Annotated in this window: 20 protein-coding genes; 12 read left to right on the top strand and 8 right to left on the bottom strand. The window is 69.9% G+C overall.

The genetic code is table 11. From position 1 onward, the window contains the following. Positions 1–2: 2 nt before the first annotated feature. The gene (gene phnD / locus C5708_RS07075) at positions 3–1,019 is read right to left on the bottom strand and encodes a phosphate/phosphite/phosphonate ABC transporter substrate-binding protein (protein WP_242919323.1); all 1,017 of its coding nucleotides are present in this window, start codon (positions 1,017–1,019) and stop codon (positions 3–5) included. Continuing rightward, positions 1,016–1,810, bottom strand: coding sequence for a phosphonate ABC transporter ATP-binding protein (gene phnC, locus C5708_RS07070; protein WP_242919315.1), 795 nt, complete (start codon positions 1,808–1,810; stop codon positions 1,016–1,018). The genes phnD and phnC overlap by 4 nt, the downstream gene beginning before the upstream one ends. Before the next feature lie 224 nt (positions 1,811–2,034). Between phnC and C5708_RS07065 the strand changes: the two genes are divergently transcribed. The 3 genes from C5708_RS07065 to C5708_RS07055 all read left to right on the top strand — a co-directional run bounded on the left by C5708_RS07065 (position 2,035) and on the right by C5708_RS07055 (position 5,363). Continuing rightward, positions 2,035–3,276: a type III PLP-dependent enzyme gene (locus C5708_RS07065; RefSeq protein WP_242919313.1), complete on the top strand. Its 1,242-nt coding sequence runs from the start codon at positions 2,035–2,037 to the stop codon at positions 3,274–3,276. Positions 3,277–3,344: 68 nt separating this feature from the next. Next, on the top strand, positions 3,345–4,439 hold the full coding sequence (locus C5708_RS07060; RefSeq protein ID WP_242919661.1) for a deoxyhypusine synthase: 1,095 nt from the start codon (positions 3,345–3,347) through the stop codon (positions 4,437–4,439). Between the two features lie 93 nt (positions 4,440–4,532). Continuing rightward, complete coding sequence (locus C5708_RS07055; RefSeq protein WP_242919312.1) at positions 4,533–5,363, top strand: phosphatase PAP2 family protein; 831 nt, start codon at positions 4,533–4,535, stop codon at positions 5,361–5,363. Positions 5,364–5,413: 50 nt separating this feature from the next. Here C5708_RS07055 and C5708_RS07050 read toward each other — a convergent pair whose 3' ends face one another. Both C5708_RS07050 and C5708_RS07045 read right to left on the bottom strand, forming a co-directional pair. Then, positions 5,414–6,190 carry a molybdopterin-binding protein gene (locus C5708_RS07050; RefSeq protein ID WP_242919310.1) on the bottom strand — a complete coding sequence of 259 codons (777 nt, stop codon included), beginning with the start codon at positions 6,188–6,190 and terminating at the stop codon, positions 5,414–5,416. Then, on the bottom strand, positions 6,187–7,089 hold the full coding sequence (locus C5708_RS07045; RefSeq protein ID WP_242919308.1) for a cytochrome b/b6 domain-containing protein: 903 nt from the start codon (positions 7,087–7,089) through the stop codon (positions 6,187–6,189). The genes C5708_RS07050 and C5708_RS07045 overlap by 4 nt, the downstream gene beginning before the upstream one ends. 87 nt (positions 7,090–7,176) lie before the next feature. Here C5708_RS07045 and C5708_RS07040 point away from each other — a divergent pair, with 87 nt between their 5' ends. Further along, entirely contained in the window at positions 7,177–7,668 is a 492-nt protein-coding gene (locus tag C5708_RS07040; RefSeq protein WP_242919306.1) for a Fur family transcriptional regulator, read from the top strand. Positions 7,669–7,747: 79 nt separating this feature from the next. Continuing rightward, positions 7,748–8,686 carry a thioesterase family protein gene (locus tag C5708_RS07035; RefSeq protein ID WP_242919304.1) on the top strand — a complete coding sequence of 313 codons (939 nt, stop codon included), beginning with the start codon at positions 7,748–7,750 and terminating at the stop codon, positions 8,684–8,686. A gap of 22 nt (positions 8,687–8,708) precedes the next feature. Here the strand turns inward: C5708_RS07035 and C5708_RS07030 are convergent, their stop codons facing one another. Beyond that, the gene (locus C5708_RS07030) at positions 8,709–9,620 is read right to left on the bottom strand and encodes an alpha/beta hydrolase (RefSeq protein WP_242919302.1); all 912 of its coding nucleotides are present in this window, start codon (positions 9,618–9,620) and stop codon (positions 8,709–8,711) included. 81 nt (positions 9,621–9,701) lie between these two features. Here C5708_RS07030 and C5708_RS07025 point away from each other — a divergent pair, with 81 nt between their 5' ends. Both C5708_RS07025 and ppa read left to right on the top strand, forming a co-directional pair. Then, the gene (locus C5708_RS07025; RefSeq protein ID WP_242919300.1) at positions 9,702–10,562 is read left to right on the top strand and encodes a crotonase/enoyl-CoA hydratase family protein; all 861 of its coding nucleotides are present in this window, start codon (positions 9,702–9,704) and stop codon (positions 10,560–10,562) included. A gap of 128 nt (positions 10,563–10,690) precedes the next feature. Next, positions 10,691–11,230 (top strand): inorganic diphosphatase, encoded by a 540-nt coding sequence (ppa, locus tag C5708_RS07020; RefSeq protein WP_242919298.1) that lies wholly within the window; start codon positions 10,691–10,693, stop codon positions 11,228–11,230. A gap of 156 nt (positions 11,231–11,386) precedes the next feature. On the opposite strand, the gene C5708_RS07015 is transcribed toward ppa, so the two are convergent. From C5708_RS07015 to C5708_RS07005, 3 genes are all read right to left on the bottom strand, one after another. Further along, on the bottom strand, positions 11,387–12,070 hold the full coding sequence (locus C5708_RS07015) for a CHAP domain-containing protein (protein WP_242919296.1): 684 nt from the start codon (positions 12,068–12,070) through the stop codon (positions 11,387–11,389). Between the two features lie 279 nt (positions 12,071–12,349). Continuing rightward, complete coding sequence (locus C5708_RS07010) at positions 12,350–12,646, bottom strand: hypothetical protein (protein ID WP_242919294.1); 297 nt, start codon at positions 12,644–12,646, stop codon at positions 12,350–12,352. Between the two features lie 172 nt (positions 12,647–12,818). Further along, positions 12,819–13,172, bottom strand: a complete 354-nt coding sequence (locus C5708_RS07005) for a hypothetical protein (RefSeq protein WP_242919292.1) — start codon at positions 13,170–13,172, stop codon at positions 12,819–12,821. Positions 13,173–13,439: 267 nt separating this feature from the next. Between C5708_RS07005 and C5708_RS07000 the strand changes: the two genes are divergently transcribed. The 5 genes from C5708_RS07000 to rarD all read left to right on the top strand — a co-directional run bounded on the left by C5708_RS07000 (position 13,440) and on the right by rarD (position 17,938). Next, entirely contained in the window at positions 13,440–14,732 is a 1,293-nt protein-coding gene (locus C5708_RS07000; protein WP_242919290.1) for an acyl-CoA dehydrogenase family protein, read from the top strand. A 32-nt stretch (positions 14,733–14,764) separates the two neighbouring features. Beyond that, positions 14,765–15,172 (top strand): GFA family protein, encoded by a 408-nt coding sequence (locus tag C5708_RS06995; RefSeq protein WP_242919289.1) that lies wholly within the window; start codon positions 14,765–14,767, stop codon positions 15,170–15,172. A gap of 38 nt (positions 15,173–15,210) precedes the next feature. After that, entirely contained in the window at positions 15,211–15,795 is a 585-nt protein-coding gene (locus C5708_RS06990; protein ID WP_242919287.1) for an SRPBCC family protein, read from the top strand. A 109-nt stretch (positions 15,796–15,904) separates the two neighbouring features. Then, positions 15,905–16,933, top strand: a complete 1,029-nt coding sequence (locus C5708_RS06985) for an aspartate-semialdehyde dehydrogenase (RefSeq protein WP_242919285.1) — start codon at positions 15,905–15,907, stop codon at positions 16,931–16,933. A gap of 96 nt (positions 16,934–17,029) precedes the next feature. Next, a complete protein-coding gene (gene rarD, locus C5708_RS06980; RefSeq protein ID WP_242919283.1) occupies positions 17,030–17,938 on the top strand; it encodes an EamA family transporter RarD in 909 nt (302 codons plus the stop codon). Positions 17,939–17,956: the final 18 nt, after the last annotated feature.

Raw genomic sequence — 17,956 nt, 5'->3', positions numbered from 1 at the left:
CCTCAGGCGCCGGGATTGGCGGCGGCGCGGGCGGCGATCTCGGCCTTCACCGCGTCATAAGCCTTCTGGGCCTTGGCGATGCGGCCGGCGTCCCTGGACTTGCGGGCCTCGGCCAGCTCGGTCGAGGCCTCCATCTCGCGGACCGGGTCGAGGTAGGAATTGTCGGCCGGCCTGAAGCCGCCATAGGTCAGCTTCTTCAGCACCTCGCGCTGGCGGTCGCCGTCGGGGCCGGGCTTGGTCCCGTAGGTCAGGAAGAAGCTGCGCAGCTTCTCCTTGACCGCCGGGTCGAGGTCCTTGCGGGCGACGATCGAGGATTCCGGCAGCGGCGGCGAGGTCCAGATCACCTCGACCTTGTCGGCGATGGCCGGGTTGTCGCGCTTGGCGAACACCATGCCGACGGTGTTGCCGGTGGCGACGTCGACGGTGCCGTTGGCCACCGCGAACAGGTTGGCCTGGTGGCTGGCCGAGCGCACCGTCTTGAAGCAGTCGGCCGGCTCGATGCTCTTGGGCGTGAACAGATAGGCCATCGGGGCCAGGGTGCCCGAGGTCGACTTCACGTCGCCCAGGCCGAACGAATATTTCTTGCCGCAGGCCAGCACCTTGTCGAGGGTGACGCCCGAGCCCTTCCGGGCGATCAGCACCGACTGGTAGACGCCCTCGCCGCCCAGGTCGACAACCCGGCCCAACACCTCGGCGTCGGCCCGGCGGGTGGCCTCCAGCGCCGGCAGGGCCGAGAACCAGCCCAGCTGCACCTGGTTGAAGCGCATGGCCTCGATCAGCGAGCTGTAGTTCGAGGCGAAGAAGGGCTTCACCTTCAGCCCCGTCTCCTTCTGCATGTCGTCCAGCATCGGCTGCCACAGGGGCGCCATCGACTGCTGGTTCTCGGCGGACAGGATCGAGAAGGTCAGGACCGGCGGCGTCGCCGACTTGGGCGCGGCCGCCTTCTGGCCGCAGCCGGCCAGCAGCAGGGCGGCCAGGCCGCCGGCGATCAGGGGCGCGATCAGGGCGCGGCGGATCATTTCGGATCTCCTTCCCAGAAGACCTCTTCGATCTCCGGGCCATAGATGTCGATCAACTGGTCGCGGGCCAGGCCGCTGGACGGCCCGTCATAGACGACGCGGCCGGCCTTGAGGGCGACGACGCGGCTGCAATAGCGCATGGCGTAGTCGACCTGGTGCAGGGTGACGACGACGCTGATGCCGTCGTCGCGGTTGAGGTCGCACAGCAGCTCCATCACCCGCCGGGCCGAGACCGGGTCGAGCGAGGCCACCGGCTCGTCGGCCAGGATGATGTCGGCCTTCTGCACCAGGGCGCGGGCGATGGCGCCGCGCTGCTGCTGGCCGCCGGACAGGGTGGCGGCCCGCTGGCCGGCGTAGTCCGACACGCCCACCCGGTGCAGGGCGCCCATCACCGCGTCCTTGTCGGCGCGGGACCAGCGGCCGAACAGACCGCGCCAGAAGCCCATGTGCCCCAGGCCGCCGAGGGCGGCGTTGGTGAACAGGGTCAGGCGGCCGACCAGGTTGAACTGCTGGAACACCACGCAGATGCGCGAGCGCACCTGGCGGATGTCGTCGCTGATCTTGCCCCTGGCCTGGACCTTGCGCCCGAGGGCGTCGATGCGGCCGTCGCCGGCGTCGATGGCGACGAAGCCGGTCATGGCGCGCAGGAGAGTCGACTTGCCGGAGCCGGAAGGGCCGATCAGAGCGACCATCTCGCCCTTGGCGACCGACAAAGACACGCCGTTCAGCGCCTTGCGCTGCCCGTAGGTCTTCGACACGGCGCTGACGGAAAGCACGGCGTCCGACGTCATGGCTGGCGGGATTTCCTCACGCAAATCGCGGCGTTCATGGAGCAGCCACGCTAAGGTTTGATGACAGGGCGGGGGATGAATCGCAAGGCCGGCGCGCATTTCCGCGCAAAACGCCTTTACAGCGGTCGCCACTTTCCCTATGTGCACGCCTTCCGGCGGACCCGAAGTCCAAGACGCGCTGCTAACGCCGGCCTGGGTTAACAATCTGCAGGGGGTTACGTGAGTTGCGCACGTACCATACGCCCCTGGACCTGGTCCGTGAGCGGTCGCCTGAACGTCCTGTCGCACTCGTGCGACCGGGCGCCGTGGCCGTAGCGGCGCGCTGGTTCCAGGAAAACTTCAAAGGCGACGTCTTCTACGCCGTCAAGGCTAACCCGTCCCCGTGGGTCATCAAGACCCTGGCGGAAGCCGGCGTAACGTCGTTCGATGTGGCCTCGGTCCCGGAGATCGAGCTGGTGGCGGAGCACGCGCCGGGTTCCCGCATGGCTTTCATGCACCCGGTCAAGAGCCGCCGCGCCATCTCGGCCGCCTATTTCGACCATGGGGTCCGCACCTTCTCGTTCGACACGCACGAGGAGCTGGCCAAGATCATCGACGCGACGGGACAGGCCAAGGACCTGAACCTGATCGTCCGCTTGGCCGCGCCGGCGCAGAACGGGGCGATGTATTCGCTGTCGGGCAAGTTCGGCGTCGAGCCGGACCAGGCCCCCGGCCTGATGCTCGCCGCGCGCCGCGCCACCCAGGACCTGATGGGCGTCTCGTTCCATGTCGGCAGCCAGTGCATGCGGCCGACCGCCTTCCAGGCGGCCATGGCCTCGGCCTCGCGCAGCCTCGTCCGCGCCGGCGTCTTCGCCGACGTGATCGACGTGGGCGGCGGCTTCCCGTCGGTCTATCCGGGCATGATCCCGCCGGACCTGCGCGACTACGCCGACTCCATCCATCGCGGCTTCGCCGAGATGATGGTTCACGAGACCACCGAGCTGTGGTGCGAGCCCGGCCGCGCGCTGGTCGCCGAGAGCTCCTCGGTGCTGGCCAAGGTCGAGCTGCGCAAGGGCGACGCCCTTTACCTGAACGACGGCTCGTACGGCACGCTGTTCGACGCCACGCACTCGAAATGGCCGTTCCCGGTCAAGCTGGTGCGTGACGCCGAGGCCTCGACCGAGCTGAAGCCGTTCAAGTTCTACGGCCCGACCTGCGACTCCATCGATCAGATGCCGGGGCCGTTCTGGCTGCCGGCGGACATCGACGAGGGCGACTACATCGAGATCGGCATGATGGGCGCCTACGGCGTCGCCATGGCCACCCGCTTCAACGGCTACGGCGACACCGAGACCGCCGTCGTCGACGACGCGCCGATGGCCTCGATGTACGGCCTCGCGCGCCGCTCGATCCCGACGCCCCGCGTCGAGAGCGAGACGGTCGTGAAACTGTCGCGTGCGCGGCGTAGCAAACGTCGCCGTAAATAGTTCAAGCGCCGGCTCGCCGGTTTTCTCATCCGCGCCGGTCCGTCGCTCCGTCCGGGCCGGCGCGTTCTATTTTGGACGGGCGCTCCTCCCGCGGGACCTTGCGAAGGGAAACCTCAAAGATGAACGCCGAATCCAATCGGAAAGCCGAACTGCTGACCAACGTGGTCGAACACGTCGACATCACCGCCTACGACGCCCGGCCGGTGATCGACGCCATGCGCAAGATGAGCTTCTCGTCGCGCGACACGGCCCGCGCCGCCGACATCTTCAACATGGCGCTGGAAGACAAGGCCTGCTCGCCCTGGCTGATCCTGGCCGGCTCGACCAGCGCCGGCGGCTGCATGCACGTCTATCGCGACATGGTGAAGTTCGGGATGGTCGACGCCGTGGTCGCCACCGGCGCCTCGATCGTCGACATGGACTTCTTCGAGGCCCTGGGCTTCCAGCACTATCAGGCCGCCGGCCAGGTCGACGACAACGAGCTGCGCGCCCACTACATCGACCGCATCTACGACACCTATATCGACGAAGAAGAACTGCAGGCCTGCGACCACACCATCCTGGAGATCGCCAACCGCCTGGAGCCGCGCCCCTATTCCTCGCGCGAGTTCATCTGGGAGATGGGCAAGTGGCTGTCGGAAGGCAACGCCAAGAAGCCCGGCAGCCTGATCCAGACCGCCTACGAGGAAGGCGTGCCGATCTTCTGCCCGGCCTTCGTCGACAGCTCGGCCGGCTTCGGCCTGGTCAAGCACCAGAAGGAGCGCGCGGCGGCCAAGCAGCCCTACATGTGCATCGACGCCGTGGCGGACTTCCGTGAACTGACGGACATCAAGATCGCCGCCGGCGTCACCGGCCTGTTCATGGTCGGCGGCGGCGTGCCCAAGAACTTCGCCCAGGACACCGTGGTCTGCGCCGAGATCCTCGGCGTCGAGGCCGAGATGCACAAGTACGCCGTGCAGATCACCGTCGCCGACGTGCGCGACGGCGCCTGCTCGTCCTCGACCCTCAAGGAAGCCGCCTCGTGGGGCAAGGTCCAGACCACCTACGAGCAGATGGTGTTCGCCGAGGCCACCACCGTCGTGCCGCTGATCGGCTCGGACGCCTATCACCGCGGAGCCTGGAAGACCCGCGAGAAGCGCCGCTGGGCCAAGCTGTTCGCCTGAGGCCCCCGCGCCCCGCCGGACCCGCCCTTTAAGGGTTGAAAGCGTCATCATCCGCAAGGCAAGGTCCCCTCGGTTTCGAGGGGACCTTTTCTTATGCGCAAGCCGTTCATCGCCGCCGCCTCGCTGGCCGCCCTGGTCGTCGCCGGGGCCGCCGCCGGCCTGGCCGTCGCCGAGATCGCCCCCAGCCCGCCGATCGCGCCGGTGGTGGCCAGCTTCATCAAGGGCGGCTACCTGCCCGAGGGCGCGCTCGACACCCTGCGGGTGCTGCCGCCGGCGCCGAAGCCGGGCGACTACCGCTACGAGGCCGACCGCACGGCGTTCCGCGACACCCGCGCCCTGAAGGACACGCCGCGCTGGACCCTGGCCGTCGCCGACGCCGAGGATAATGTCGCGGCGATGATGCGCGACTTCAGCTGCGCCGCCGGCGTCGCCCTGACCCGCGAGAACGCGCCGCGCGCCGCCGCCCTGATCGACCGCATGCGCTTCGACGTGCGCAACGCCGTCAACCCGCCCAAGGACTTCTACAAGCGCCAGCGCCCCTATCTGATCGACCAGGGCGACATCTGCGTGGCCAAGGACGAGAGCCTGGCCAAGAGCCCGGACTATCCGTCCGGCCACACCACCTGGGGCTGGACCATCGGCCTGGTCCTCGCCGAGGCCGTTCCCGACCGCAGCCAGGACATCCTGGTCCGCGCCCGCGCGTTCGGCGAGAGCCGCGTGGTCTGCGGCGTGCACAACGCCAGTGCCATCGAGGCGGGCCGCACCAACGCCTCGATCCTGGTCGCCACCCTGCACGGCTCGCCCGAGTTCCGCGACGACCTCGCCGCCGCCCGGGCCGAGATCGCCGCCCTCAGGAAGGCCAAGGCCCCCGCGCCCCAGGCCTGCGACGCCGAGGCGGCCCTGATCGCCAAGACGCCTTACTAATCCGGCGCCCGCTCACCCCCGCCTTCGCGGAGACGAACGGCGGGGCGACCTCAGATCCCCGCGTACCACTCGTAGCCGCGGTCCTCCCAGAAGCCGCCCTTGCCGGCGCCGTGGCCGGCCAGGGTGGCGGCCGCCTCGATACGCATGACGTACTTGGCCTGCTTGTAGCCGAGCTGGCGCTCGACGCGCAGGCGCAGGGGCGCGCCATGGCCGACGCTCAGCGGCGCGCCGTTCATCGCATAGGCCAGGATGGTCTGGGGGTGGCGCGCGTCGACCAGATCGATGCTCTCGTAGTATTTGCGCAGGCCCTCGGGCGCGGTGTCGTCGAGGGTGTCGGCGCAGTGGAGGATCACGAAGCGCGCCTGCGGCTTCAGCCCGGCCCGGTCGAGCAGCGGCCCCAGCCGCGCGCCCGTCCATTCGCCTATGCAGCTCCAGCCCTCGACGCAGTCGTGGCGGGTGATCTGGGTGCGGGCCGGCAGGGCGCGCACCTCGTCCAGCGTCAGGGACAGCGGCCGCTCGACCAGGCCGTCGACGACCAGGCGCCAGTCCGCGAAGCCGCCCGCCGCCAGGGCCTGATAATCCGTATCCGGAGGATTCGCCGTGCCATTGACCTTGAAGGCCGGCGACAGGTCGGCGCGGGTGAACTCGGGCGCGAGGGCCGAGCGGCCGAGCAGGCGCTGGACGGCGCGGTTCAGCGGCTCGGCCGCGCCCAGGGCGCCGAGGGCCCGCTCGCTGCGGGAAAGCCGGTCGCAGCCGGCCAGCCACAGCCCCCCGAGGCCCGCGCCCAGGCCGGCCAGCCAGCCGCGGCGGTGCGGATCGCCGCTCATGCTTCCTCCTTGGCCTCTTTCCCGGGCCGGGCCGCTTCCTTCGGAACGACGACGACGTAACGGCCGGTGATCATGCCGCGCAGCTGGTTGATCGGCCCGCTGAGCAGCACCATGACCAGGTGGACGACGATGAACAGCACGATCAGGCTGGCCGCCGCGAAGTGCAGTGTCCGGGCGGACTGACGGCCGCCGAACAGGTCGAGCAGCCAGGGCATGGCGGCGTCGAGGCCCGGCGACATGGTCATGCCGGTCAGCACCATGGTCGGGCCCAGCACCAGGATCACCCCCAGATAGGCCAGCTTCTGCAGCACGTTGTAGCGCGCCGCGGCCCAGCCCTTGGGAAAGCGCAGGCGCAGGTGGTCCCAGACGTCGGCGCCGATGTGGCGCAGATCGCGCCGGGTGGGGGCGAGGTCCCGGCGCAGATGGCCGCCGAGCAGGGCCGCCGCCAGATAGACCGCGCCGTTGACGGCGAACAGCCAGGCGAAGAAGAAATGCCACCGCCGCCCGGTGGCCAGGTCGCGGTAGCTGGGCAGGGTCGCCCAGGCCGGGAACCCGCGCTCCACCGCCTCGCCCCGCTCGACCGACAGGCCCAGGACGCCGGTGGTGTCGAACCGCCGCCCGGCCAGCGTCGTCGTCCCGCGCAGACGGCCCCCGCCGGCGTCCTCGGCCGCCATGGCCAGGACCGGCCGCTCGAAATCCGACCGCAGACCCCAGTACAGGGCCGGATGGGCGTTGAAGATCTGCAGGCCGCTGAACAGCAACGCGAACAGGGCGACGACATTGACCCAGTGGCCGAGGCGCACGCCCAGACCGTGCCGTTCCGTGACGATGCGGACCGGCGGCGGATCGCCGCCCAGGGGCGTGTCCTGGGCGGTCGGCGGGGTGGCGGGGCTCGACATGGCGGCGGCTCCTCCGGCGCAGCTTCGCACAGGCTCGCGCCAGGCCCAAGCTTGCGCCGGGGCCGCCGCGCCTTTACCTGATAGGGCATGTCATCGACATGCGCTCACAGCCACGGCGACGGCCCCGGCCTGCACGGTCAGGCCCTTCAGGCCGAACTGGCCGCCGCCGAGAGCCGCTGCGTCAAGCTGGACCAGCGCCTGACCGATCCACGCCGCCGGGTGCTGGAGCTGCTGCTGGAGGCCGGCCAGCCGGTGAAGGCCTACGACCTGATCTCGACCTTCGGGACCGACGGCGCCCCGGCCAAGCCGCCAACCGTCTATCGGGCGCTGGACTTCCTGGAGCGGCAGGGCTTCGCCCACCGCATCGAGAGCCTGAACGCCTATGTCGCCTGCCGCCGCAGCCAGGAGAGCCACTCGGCCGCCTTCCTGATCTGCGACTGCTGCGGCGCGACGCGCGAGGTCGAGCCGATGGTGGTCGGCGGCGAGCTCGACGCCCTGGCCGGACAGGCCGGCTATGTCATCCGCGCCGTCACCGTCGAGGCCCACGGCCTGTGCGCGGCCTGCCGCGAGCAGGACTGATCGCGCGCTGCGGCGCAAAACCGGTCGCCTTTCCGCCATCCTCCGCTCTAGACTTGCGCCGCAACAGGGGAGCGGGCGCGTGAGTGCACAGATCGGCGTCGAGGTTTGGCGCGGCGGGGTCAACACCTGGGAATGCGACGAGATGGGGCACATGAACGTGCGCTTCTACGTCGCGCGCGCCATGGAGGGGCTGGTCGGGCTGGCGGCGGCCCTGGGCATGCCCCACGCCTTCGCGGCCCACGCCAACGCCACCCTGCTGCTGCGCGAGCACCACATCCGTTTCCTGCGCGAGGCCCGGGCCGGCGCGCCCCTGCACATGACCGGCGGCGTGATCGCCATGGGCGAGACCGACGCGCGCCTGCTGCAGGTGCTGTGGCATTCCGAGACCGGCGAGCCGGCGGCCACCTTCCAGACCCGCGTCGCCCACGTCACGCCCCGCGACGCGGTCGCCTTCCCCTGGCCGCAGGCGGCGCGCGAGCGGGCCAAGGCCCTGACGGTCGAGGTCCCGGCCTTCGCCGCCGCCCGCAGCCTGGACCTGTCCGAGACGGTCTCGATCGCGGACGGGGCGCGCGCCGACGCGCTCGACCTGACGCGCATCGCCGCCGGCGCCATCGCCCCGGGCGACTGCGACGTGTTCGGTCGGGCCGGGGCCGAGCAGTTCATCGGCCGGGTGTCGGACGGCATCCCCCGCCTGATCCGCAGCTTACGCGAGACGGTGTCCGCCGCCGCGCCGGAGCGCCCCGCCCGCGTCGGCGGCGCGGTGCTGGAGTACCGGCTGATCCACCTGGCCTGGCCCCGGGCCGGCGACCGGGTGGAGATCCGTTCGGGCCTCACCGGCGCCGACGCCCGCGTCAAGCGCATGGTCCACTGGATGCTGGACCCCGAAACCGGCAAGGCCTGGGGCGCCTCCGAGGCGGTGGCGGTGACCTTCGACCTCGACGCCCGCAAGGTGGTGCCGATCACCGAGGCGGCCCGCGCCGAGCTGATGAAGGCGGCCAAGCCGGGACTGGCGCTCTAGACCGCCCGCCTTTTCCGCGCGGCTAGACCGCCGCGTCGAGCAACGCCTCGCGCACGAGGTCCGGCCGCTCCATCGGCAGGAAATGGGTGGCGCCGTCGGTGGTCTCCACCTGGATGTTCGGGCGCCGGCGGAGGAAACCCGCGCCAGGGCGCAGGGCGCAGGTCGAGCCATGCTGGGCCCGCAGGATATGGATCGGCCGGCGCAGGCGCGCGGCGGCCCGCCAGGGGTCGTGGCCCTGGGCGGCGTAGTTCGAGGCCTCCCAGGCCGGGGCGCAGGCCAGCTCGACCTTGCCGTCCGGCCGATCCTTGAAGCCGCCGGCGACGAAGTCGGCCAGGGCGGTCTCCGGCCAGGTCTTGAAAGCCCCCCGGCCCAGATAGGCCGCGAACGCGGCCTGGCGGCTGTCGAACACCGCCCGCCGGCGCAGGGCGGCCTGGACCATGGCGTGGTTGCGGGCGGCGGAGGCGGCCATCGGCAGGCGCGCCATCCACGCCTGGCGGCGCGGCAGGATCACCGGCTCGAACAGCACCAGGCGCGAGAGCCGGCGCGGTCGCTCGGCCGCCGCCAGCAGCGAGGCCGTGGCGCCCATCGAATGGCCGGACAGCACCAGGGGCGCGCCGCCCTCGGCCTCCAGGCTGTCGAGCAGGCCGACGAGGTCGTCGCGCAGGTCGTGCCAGTTGCGGCGGCCCCGCGGGTCGGCGCGCAGCGGGGTGTCGCCGTGGCCGCGCTGGTCCACCGCCAGCACCCGCAGGCCGAGCGCCAGCGGCCCCAGCACGCCGCGATAGGTCATGGCGTTGAAGCCGTTGGCGTGGACGAAGACCAGGTCGACCGGGCGCGCGGCGTCGCCGAAATCGAGGGCCGCCATCTGGCCGTCCCCGGCGCGGCTCTTGATGGCGATCATCCGCCGCCGGGGCTCTCGAAATACGGCGGCGTCCATCCGCGCTTTCCCTTCGGGCATGGTGGACGGGCGCCCCGTCCTCCTTCAATCTGATCGACGATAATAATCCGGGAGGCCGCGATGACCATCCATACCGCCGTCGACTACGTCTGTTTCGACGTCTCGATCGAAGATGGGGTCGCGCACATCAGGCTCAAGCGGCCGGAAGTCATGAACACCATGATCCGGCCGTTCTGGAACGAGCTGCCGGCCATCGTCCGCGACATCGACGACAACGCCCGCGCCCGCTGCATCGTCATTTCGTCGACCGGCAAGCACTTCTCGGCGGGGATGGACCTTTCGGTGTTCACCGACGGCGAGGGCGTCACCGGCGGCGAGCCGAGCGACCGCCACACCGCCATGGAGGCCTTCCGCCGCCACGTCCGCCACCTTCAGGACAGCTTCAGCTGCCTCGACCAGGCGCGCATGCCGGTGCTGGCCGCCATCCAGGGCGGCTGCATCGGCGGGGCGGTCGACATGACCTCGGCCTGCGACATCCGCTACGCCACCGCCGACGCCTTCTTCTGCATCCAGGAGATCAACATCGGCATGACCGCCGACGTCGGCACCTTCCCGCGCCTGTGCCACCTGATCCCCCAGGGCTGGGTGCGCGAGCTGGCCTATACCGGCCGCCGCCTGACGGCGCAGACGGCCAGGGAGATCGGCCTGGTCAACGCGGTGTTCGACACCCACGAGGCGCTGCTCGACCACGTGATGGCTGTCGCCCGCGAGATCGCCGCCAAGGCCCCCCTGGCGGTGGCCGGCTCCAAGGTGATGATCAACTACGCCCGCGACCACAGCATCGCCGACGCCCTCGACTACATCGCCACCTGGCAGACCGGCATGTTCTCCGGCCCGCACATGGCCGAGGCCTTCGCCGCGCGGCAGGCCAAGAGAGACCCGCGTTATCCCGACCTGCTGCCGGTGCGCAAGCACATGTGAGCGCGGCGCTCCGCGACCGGATTTTTACCGCAACCGCGAACAAATCGGCGGCCCGGGCCTTTCCCCCGCGCCGCGTTCGCGCCATAGGTCCCGCCCTGTAACGACCTCCACTCCCCAGGAGCAGACCTATGGACGTGTCCCGCATCTCGACGGGCGTCAATCCGCCGTACGACGTGAACGCCGTCATCGAGATTCCGCAGGGCGGCTCGCCGGTGAAGTACGAACTCGACAAGGACTCGGGCGCCCTGTTCGTCGACCGCTTCCTGCACACGGCGATGTTCTACCCCGGCAACTACGGCTTCATCCCCAACACCCTGTCGGACGATGGCGACCCCTGCGACGTGCTGGTGATCGGCCCGATCCCGGTGGTGGCCGGCTGCGTCATCCGCTGCCGCCCGATCGGCGTGCTGCTGATGGAGGACGAGAAGGGCGGCGACGAGAAGATCCTGGCCGTGCCGGTCGACGCCCTGCACCCCTATCATTCGGGCGTCAGCTCCTACCGCCAGCTGCCGGCGATCATGACCGAGCAGATCGCCCACTTCTTCCAGCACTACAAGGACCTGGAGAAGGGCAAGGAGACCCGCATCGTCCGCTGGGGCGACGCCGACGAAGCCGCCGAGATGATCCGCAAGGGCCTCGACCGGGCCAAGGCCGAAGGCAAGGCCTGACGCGCTAAGGCGAGACCTGACGCCTCGTCCCGGGGCGTTCACGCGACAAGACCCCCGTCCGGCTCCGCCGGGCGGGGTTTTTTGTCGCCGCACGCGAAACCGCGCCGCGCCCGAAGCGGACGCGGCGGGACGCCGAAGCGATGGCCGAGAAGGCTTTTAGTTGGCGGCGCCGCTCTTGGAGTCGCCGGCGGCCATCACCGACTGGATGAGGGCGGCGAGGCGGTCGCCGGTGTCGGCGGCGGCCTGGCCGAGGGCCTGGGCCGGACCGCGCCCGGGCGTCGGGGCGCCCGAGGCCACCTGGTTGACGGTGGCCTGGGCCACGGTCATGGCCGCGTTGCGGGCCACGGCCTGGGCCGGGTTCTGGTTGGGAGCCTGATAGATGAAGCCGTAGGTCGGGTAGGTGCTCGAACCCAGGTCGCGGAGCGGGTCGTACCAGACCTTGACCTGGCTCCAGTCGCCGGCGGGCGACACGTCGACGACGGTGACGTCCTTCTCGACCTGCCCGCGCGTGCCGCCGATGCGCGACCAGTTGGCGTGGGTGATCTGGATGACGCGGTCGGTGAGCACCTGGCTGACCACCGCCACGTGGCCGAGGCGCATGGCGCCCGACGGGCGGAAGACCAGGACGGCGCCGGCCTTGGGGCTGAAGCCCGTGGCGTACTTGCCGGCTGCCTGGCCCCACCAAGTCCAGGCGTCGCCGAAAATCTGAATCCCCGAGATCAGCCGCGCGAACGGCGCGCACTGCCAGTATCCGTCCGCGTGCGCCGCGCCAGCCCCTGCGAAGAAGAGGGCGGTCGCGACGGCCATGGAACCGATGACGGTCCTGGTCCGTTGCAGCATGCTTGGGAACTCCCCCGGTTACGGCCCTTGGGATAACCGCCCTGTCCGCGGATGAAAAGACGGTTTTTTCCGCGAGCGTGGCCTTTTCGCCACTCCCGAGCCTTGGTTCGCGCCCGCCCAACCTGATTTAAACTTAGGAAAAACAGTGTCCTATCAATAAGTTACCAAATGGTAATCAAACGCCGGCGGGGTTTCGCGGGCGCAATGCGATTTGTCAAACGGCGCCCAGAAAAACAGCGCCCCTGTGGATGAACCCGCCCCAGGACCGCCCGCGGCCGGTCAGGGATTCGCGATGCGCAGCACCGCCGAGGCCGCCGCCACCGCCCGGCCGTCCATCCCCCGCGCGGCGGCGGAGACGAAGACCAGGCTGCGCGTGGCGCGATCCAGGCGGCCCTCGACCGCCAGCCGCTCGCCCGGCGCCGCCCGCCCCGCATGGTCGATGGTCAGCGACACCGGCGTCAGGTCCGAAAGCCCGGCGGCGCGCAGCAGCATGGGCTCCAGCAGCGCGGCCATCGCCCCCGGGCCGTCCCCCAGCACGGCGGTCTCACGAACGGTCTCTCCGGCGTCCAGGCTCATAGCGCTCTCCCTCGGACGGGCTGGTCGCAGAGAACCGCGCCGCCGGTCAACGCCCCTTGGCCGGAAATCGACCGGAGGCGGAAAATGGGGACGGAAAAAAGAAGGGCGGCGGATCAGATCCGCCGCCCAGTCATGCTCGAGAAAAAGCCGAACGACTTTCGGCGGGAGAAACTCAGTTGGCGGCGGCCGGGGTCGGCTTGGCCGAGGCGACGGCGGTCTCGCCGTTGCACTTGGCCAAGTCGGCGCCGTCCAGTTGCCGGGCCTCGGCGCCGAAGGCGGCGACCGGGCCGACTTCCTTGACCAGGGCCTTGCAGCCGGCCGCCGAGAAGGCGCGCGACGGGGCCGCGGCGGCGACGCAGGCCGCGCCGTCGCAGGTCCACACCGCGCCGCCGGCGACCACCTTGGTCTTGGCGGCGGGCGCGCGCAGGGCGGCGTTGAGCTGGCCGTCGGCCAGGGCGGCCCCGCCGAGGACGGCGGACAGGCCAAGCGAGAGAGTGGCGGCGAGCGCCAGGGTTTGGAGCTTCATGACAAGCCCTCCAGCGGATCGGGGAGTGTGGGACACGGGGGTACTGAGCGCCCAGCCGCGGACCGGACCGCCTGTCGCTATCCCCAGCGACGACCCGGTTCGAACTAAGCACTGCTAAGATAACAGTGTTTAGATCGGGTGCGCAACTGATTTCTGCATCGGCGAAAAAACCGCCGCCGCCTTCCCCCAGGTCAGCATTGCCGCCGGTCGCCGCCGACGCCCATAGTCGGCGGCGCAAGAAGAAGAAGACCCAGAGGAAACCCGGCCATGGACTTCAACCTTCCGCCGGCGCTGACCGCCTATCTCGCCGAGCTCGACGCCTTCATAGAGGACGAGATCAGGCCGCTGCAGGCCCAGGACGACAACGAGCGGTTCTTCGACCATCGCCGCGAACACGCCCGCACCGACTGGGACAACCAGGGCCTGCCCCGCAAGGAATGGGAGGCGCTGCTGGGCGAGGCCCGCCGCCGGGCCGACGCCGCCGGCCACTACCGCTTCGCCCTGCCGTCCGAGTTCGGCGGCAAGGACGGCTCCAACCTGGCCATGGCGGTGATCCGCGAGCACCTGGCCGCCAAGGGGCTGGGCCTGCACAACGACCTGCAGAACGAGCATTCGATCGTCGGCAACAACCCCTTCGTGCTGATGCTGCGCGACTTCGGGACCGACGCGCAACGGACGACGCTGATCCCGGCGATGTTCGAGGGCAGGTTCCGGCCGACCTTCGGCCTGACCGAGCCGGACCACGGCTCGGACGCCACCCACATGGAGACCCGCGCGGTGCGCGAGACCAGGGACGGCGTCTCCGGCTGGCGGATCGACGGCGAGAAGATGTGGACCACCGGCATGCACGTGGCGACGCACTGCGCCCTGTTCTGCCGCACGTCTGGCGCGGACGGCGACGCGCGGGGGATCACCTGCTTCCTGGTTCCCGCCCATGATCCGGGCGTGAAGGTCGAGGAGTACCTGTGGACCTTCAACATGCCGACCGACCACCCGCGCGTCAGCTTCACCGACGTCTGGGTTCCCGACGAGGCGATGTTCGGGCCCGAGGGCGGCGGCCTGGCCCTGGCCCAGCATTTCGTGCACGAGAACCGCATCCGCCAGGCGGCCTCGTCCCTGGGCGCGGCCGTCTACTGCATCGAGGAAAGCGTCAGGTACGCCCGCCGGCGCAAGCCGTTCGGCGAGGCCCTGGCCCGGAACCAGGCCATCCAGTTCCCGCTGGTCGAACTGGCCACCCAGGCCGAGATGCTGCGCCTCCTGATCCGCAAGACCGCCTGGGAAATGGACCAGATGCCCAAGGTCGAGGTCGAGAAGCGCCTCTCCGACCGGGTCAGCATGTGCAACTACTGGGCTAACCGCCTGTGCTGCGAGGCCGCCGACCGGGCCATGCAGGTGCATGGCGGCATCGGCTATTCCCGCCACAAGCCGTTCGAGCACATCTATCGCCACCACCGCCGCTACCGCATCACCGAGGGCTCGGAGGAGATCCAGATGCGCAAGGTGGCCGCCTATCTTTTCGGCTATATCGGACCTCGCAAGGCGGCCTTCGCCGACCTCTAGAACGGCGGGCCTCCGCAAGGGAGAAAGTGACCATGTCCAGGATCGAAGGCGGCTGCCTTTGCGGCCGCGTGCGCTACACGTCCGAAGCCGAGCCGGTGATGCAGGCGGTCTGCCACTGCCGCAACTGCCAGAAGCAGGGCGGCACGGCGTTCTCGGTGGTGGTCGTGGCCCCGACGCCGACGGTGACGGTCACCGGCGAGTTGAAGACCTACGAGGACCAGGGCGACAGCGGCGCCACCCTGCACCGCAAGTTCTGCCCCGAATGCGGCTCGCCGATCTATTCCAGCTCGACGGCCAGTCCGGCGCTGATGTTCATCAAGGCCGGCACCCTCGACGACACCAGCTGGCTCGACCCCAAGGTCCACATCTGGACCGAGAGCGCCCAGGCCTGGAACGGCGTGCCCGAGGGCGCCCACGCCATTCCGCGCAATCCCGGCTGACCGGCGGAACCTCGGACGGCGACGAGCGCTGAACAGGCATGGGCCGCTCGCCGCCGATCATCCTCGTCTGGCTCCTGGCGACGGCCGCTCTGGCCGAGACGCCGCTCCCTCGTCCCGACCGGCCGCCGACGGTCAGCGTCGCCGCCGAGGACGGCGGCCATGGCGGGGTGGTCCGCGCCAGCTTCGACATCGCCGCGCCGCCGCAGGTGGTCTGGGCGGTGCTGACCGACTGCGACCACGCCCGGGACATGGTGCCGAACCTGGTGTCGTGCCGCGTGCTCGACCGCGACCCGGCCGGGCGGTGGGACGTGCGCGAGCACATCGCCAAGACCTGGTTCACGCCGCGCCTGCGCAACGTCATCCGAACCGAGTTCGATCCGCCGCACGGCCTCAGCTACCGCCGGATCGCCGGCGACTGGACGCGGTCGGAGGGCCGCTGGACCTTGACGGCGACCGACGGCGGCGCGGCCACACATCTCGACTACGAGGGCCACATGGCGCTCGGCGTGGCCGTCCCGTCCTGGGCCGTGCGCGAGGCGGCGCGTCATGAATTGCCGCAGGCCCTGGCCGCGCTCAGGCGCGCCTGCCTGGCCGCCGAGGCCGCCCGCCCGCCGGCCCGTTAGGTCTGCTCACAAGCCCGTGCACATTCCTTGCCTTGCAAGGGGCGCCTTTGAAGCGTAACGGTCGCCGTCCTTCTCGCGGAGAAGGCTCAAGGGAAACAGGAGACTAACGATGGGTTACCGGGTGGCCGTTGTCGGCGCCACGGGCAATGTGGGCCGTGAAATGTTGAACATCCTCGAGGAAGTGAACTTCCCCGTCGAGAAACTGCATGCCATCGCGTCCCGTAAATCCATCGGCGTCGAGGTCGGTTGGAAAGACGGCGTCGTCGCCTGCGAGGATATCGAGCAGTTCGACTTCTCGACCGTCGACCTGGTGCTGATGAGCGCCGGCGGCTCGGTCTCCAAGGCGTGGTCGGAAAAGATCGGCAAGGCCGGTCCGATCGTCATCGACAACTCGTCGGTCTGGCGGATGGACCCCGACGTGCCGCTGATCGTGCCCGAGGTGAACCCGGACGCGGTCAAGGACGCCCGCAAGAAGAACATCATCGCCAACCCCAACTGCTCGACGGCGCAGCTGGTGCTGGCGCTGAAGCCCCTGCACGACGCGGCCAGGATCAAGCGGGTGGTGGTCTCGACCTACCAGTCGGTGTCCGGCGCCGGCAAGGAGGGCATGGACGAGCTGTGGAACCAGACCAAGGGCGTGTTCGTCCTCGGCGCCTCCGAGCCCAAGAAGTTCCCCAAGCAGATCGCGTTCAACGTCATCCCCTTCATCGGCGCCTTCAAGGACGACGGCTACACCGACGAAGAAGCCAAGATGTGGAACGAAACCCACAAGATGATCGATCCGGACATCAAGCTGACCGTGACCTGCGTGCGTGTGCCGGTGTTCGTCGGCCATTCCGAGGCGGTCAACATCGAGTTCCACACCCCGCTCGACGAGGACGACGCCCGCGAGATCCTGCGCGAGGCGCCGGGCCTGGTGGTGCTCGATCGCCGCGACGAGACCGGCTACATCACCCCCAAGGAAGTCCAGGGCGAGTTCCCGGTCTATGTCAGCCGCATCCGCAACGACAATTCGGCGCCCAACGCGCTGAACCTGTGGGTGGTCGGCGACAACCTGCGAAAAGGCGCGGCCCTCAACGCCATCCAGATCGCCGAGCTGCTGCATGAGCGCGGCATGCTGGAAAAGGCTCACGCCTAGGCTCCGGGACAGCAACCTTCGGGTCGCTTTCTGATCGCCGCGGGCTTCTGGTCCGCGGCGATTTTCATTTCACCGCTCAAGTGCGCGGAGCGTTCCATGTCGTCGACCGAAACCGAAGGGCGCCAGGCCCTCACCGCAGGCCTCGTCTGCTATTTCCTCTGGGGCCTGCTGCCGCTGTTCTTCCACCTCCTGGCGCGCCTGGGCGTCGGGGCCTTCGAGATCATGGCCCACCGCACCCTGTGGGCGGTGATCTGGGCCGCCGTCCTGGTGCTGATCGCCGGCCAGCGCCAGGCCGTCGGCGCGGCGCTGCGCAATCCGCGCATGATGGGCGTGCTGGTGCTGTCGACCCTGGCCATCTTCGCCAACTGGACGATCTATGTCTGGGCGGTCAACGACCACCGCGTGCTGGAGGCCAGCCTCGGCTACTACATCAACCCGTTGATGAACATGGCCGTCGGCGCGGCCCTGTTCCGCGAGCGCATCGGCTGGGCCGGGCTGGCGGCCATCGCCCTGGCGGCGGTCGGCGTCGGCGTCCAGACCCTGGCCCTCGGCCACCTGCCGCTCATCTCGCTGGCCCTGGCCGTCAGCTTCTGCACTTACGGGGTCATCCGCAAGCAGGTGAAGGTCGAGGCCCAGACCGGCCTGTTCATCGAATGCCTGTACCTCGCCCCCCTTGGCCTGCTCTACGCCGTCTGGCTGGAAAGCCACGGCCAGGGCCACTTCTTCGCCGGCCCGCAGGAGATGATCCTGCTGCTGCTCACCGGGCCGATCACCGTCGTGCCGCTGGCGCTGTTCGCCTGGGCGGCGCGGCGACTGCCCCTGACCACCATCGGCTTCCTGCAGTTCATCGCCCCCACCCTGCAGTTCCTGTCGGGCCTGTTCCTGGGCGAGACCTTCACGCCGCTCCGGGGGGTCTCGTTCGCCTTCATCTGGGCCGGGGTGGCGGTGTTCGCCTGGGCGGCCTGGCGCAAGACCCGGGCGGTGCGCGCGGCCGCCGCCGCTTGAGCCCCTCCTTGGGCGGCG

It is taken from the genome of Caulobacter sp. CCUG 60055 (genome assembly GCF_022750545.1).
Lineage (GTDB): Bacteria > Pseudomonadota > Alphaproteobacteria > Caulobacterales > Caulobacteraceae > PUIC01.
This window is presented reverse-complemented; position numbering and strand designations above follow the sequence as displayed.

What these genes read in the sequence shown, in the direction of transcription:
- C5708_RS07040 (WP_242919306.1), top strand. Translation starts at nt 7,177, where the DNA reads ATGTCATCGACATGCGCTCACAGCCACGGCGACGGCCCCGGCCTGCAC.
- phnD (WP_242919323.1), bottom strand. Translation starts at nt 1,019, where the DNA reads ATGATCCGCCGCGCCCTGATCGCGCCCCTGATCGCCGGCGGCCTGGCC.
- C5708_RS07055 (WP_242919312.1), top strand. Translation starts at nt 4,533, where the DNA reads ATGCGCAAGCCGTTCATCGCCGCCGCCTCGCTGGCCGCCCTGGTCGTC.
- phnC (WP_242919315.1), bottom strand. Translation starts at nt 1,810, where the DNA reads ATGACGTCGGACGCCGTGCTTTCCGTCAGCGCCGTGTCGAAGACCTAC.
- C5708_RS06985 (WP_242919285.1), top strand. Translation starts at nt 15,905, where the DNA reads ATGGGTTACCGGGTGGCCGTTGTCGGCGCCACGGGCAATGTGGGCCGT.
- C5708_RS06990 (WP_242919287.1), top strand. Translation starts at nt 15,211, where the DNA reads ATGGGCCGCTCGCCGCCGATCATCCTCGTCTGGCTCCTGGCGACGGCC.
- C5708_RS06995 (WP_242919289.1), top strand. Translation starts at nt 14,765, where the DNA reads ATGTCCAGGATCGAAGGCGGCTGCCTTTGCGGCCGCGTGCGCTACACG.
- C5708_RS07025 (WP_242919300.1), top strand. Translation starts at nt 9,702, where the DNA reads ATGACCATCCATACCGCCGTCGACTACGTCTGTTTCGACGTCTCGATC.
- C5708_RS07045 (WP_242919308.1), bottom strand. Translation starts at nt 7,089, where the DNA reads ATGTCGAGCCCCGCCACCCCGCCGACCGCCCAGGACACGCCCCTGGGC.
- C5708_RS07010 (WP_242919294.1), bottom strand. Translation starts at nt 12,646, where the DNA reads ATGAGCCTGGACGCCGGAGAGACCGTTCGTGAGACCGCCGTGCTGGGG.
- C5708_RS07015 (WP_242919296.1), bottom strand. Translation starts at nt 12,070, where the DNA reads ATGCTGCAACGGACCAGGACCGTCATCGGTTCCATGGCCGTCGCGACC.
- ppa (WP_242919298.1), top strand. Translation starts at nt 10,691, where the DNA reads ATGGACGTGTCCCGCATCTCGACGGGCGTCAATCCGCCGTACGACGTG.
- C5708_RS07050 (WP_242919310.1), bottom strand. Translation starts at nt 6,190, where the DNA reads ATGAGCGGCGATCCGCACCGCCGCGGCTGGCTGGCCGGCCTGGGCGCG.
- C5708_RS07000 (WP_242919290.1), top strand. Translation starts at nt 13,440, where the DNA reads ATGGACTTCAACCTTCCGCCGGCGCTGACCGCCTATCTCGCCGAGCTC.
- C5708_RS07030 (WP_242919302.1), bottom strand. Translation starts at nt 9,620, where the DNA reads ATGGACGCCGCCGTATTTCGAGAGCCCCGGCGGCGGATGATCGCCATC.
- rarD (WP_242919283.1), top strand. Translation starts at nt 17,030, where the DNA reads ATGTCGTCGACCGAAACCGAAGGGCGCCAGGCCCTCACCGCAGGCCTC.
- C5708_RS07005 (WP_242919292.1), bottom strand. Translation starts at nt 13,172, where the DNA reads ATGAAGCTCCAAACCCTGGCGCTCGCCGCCACTCTCTCGCTTGGCCTG.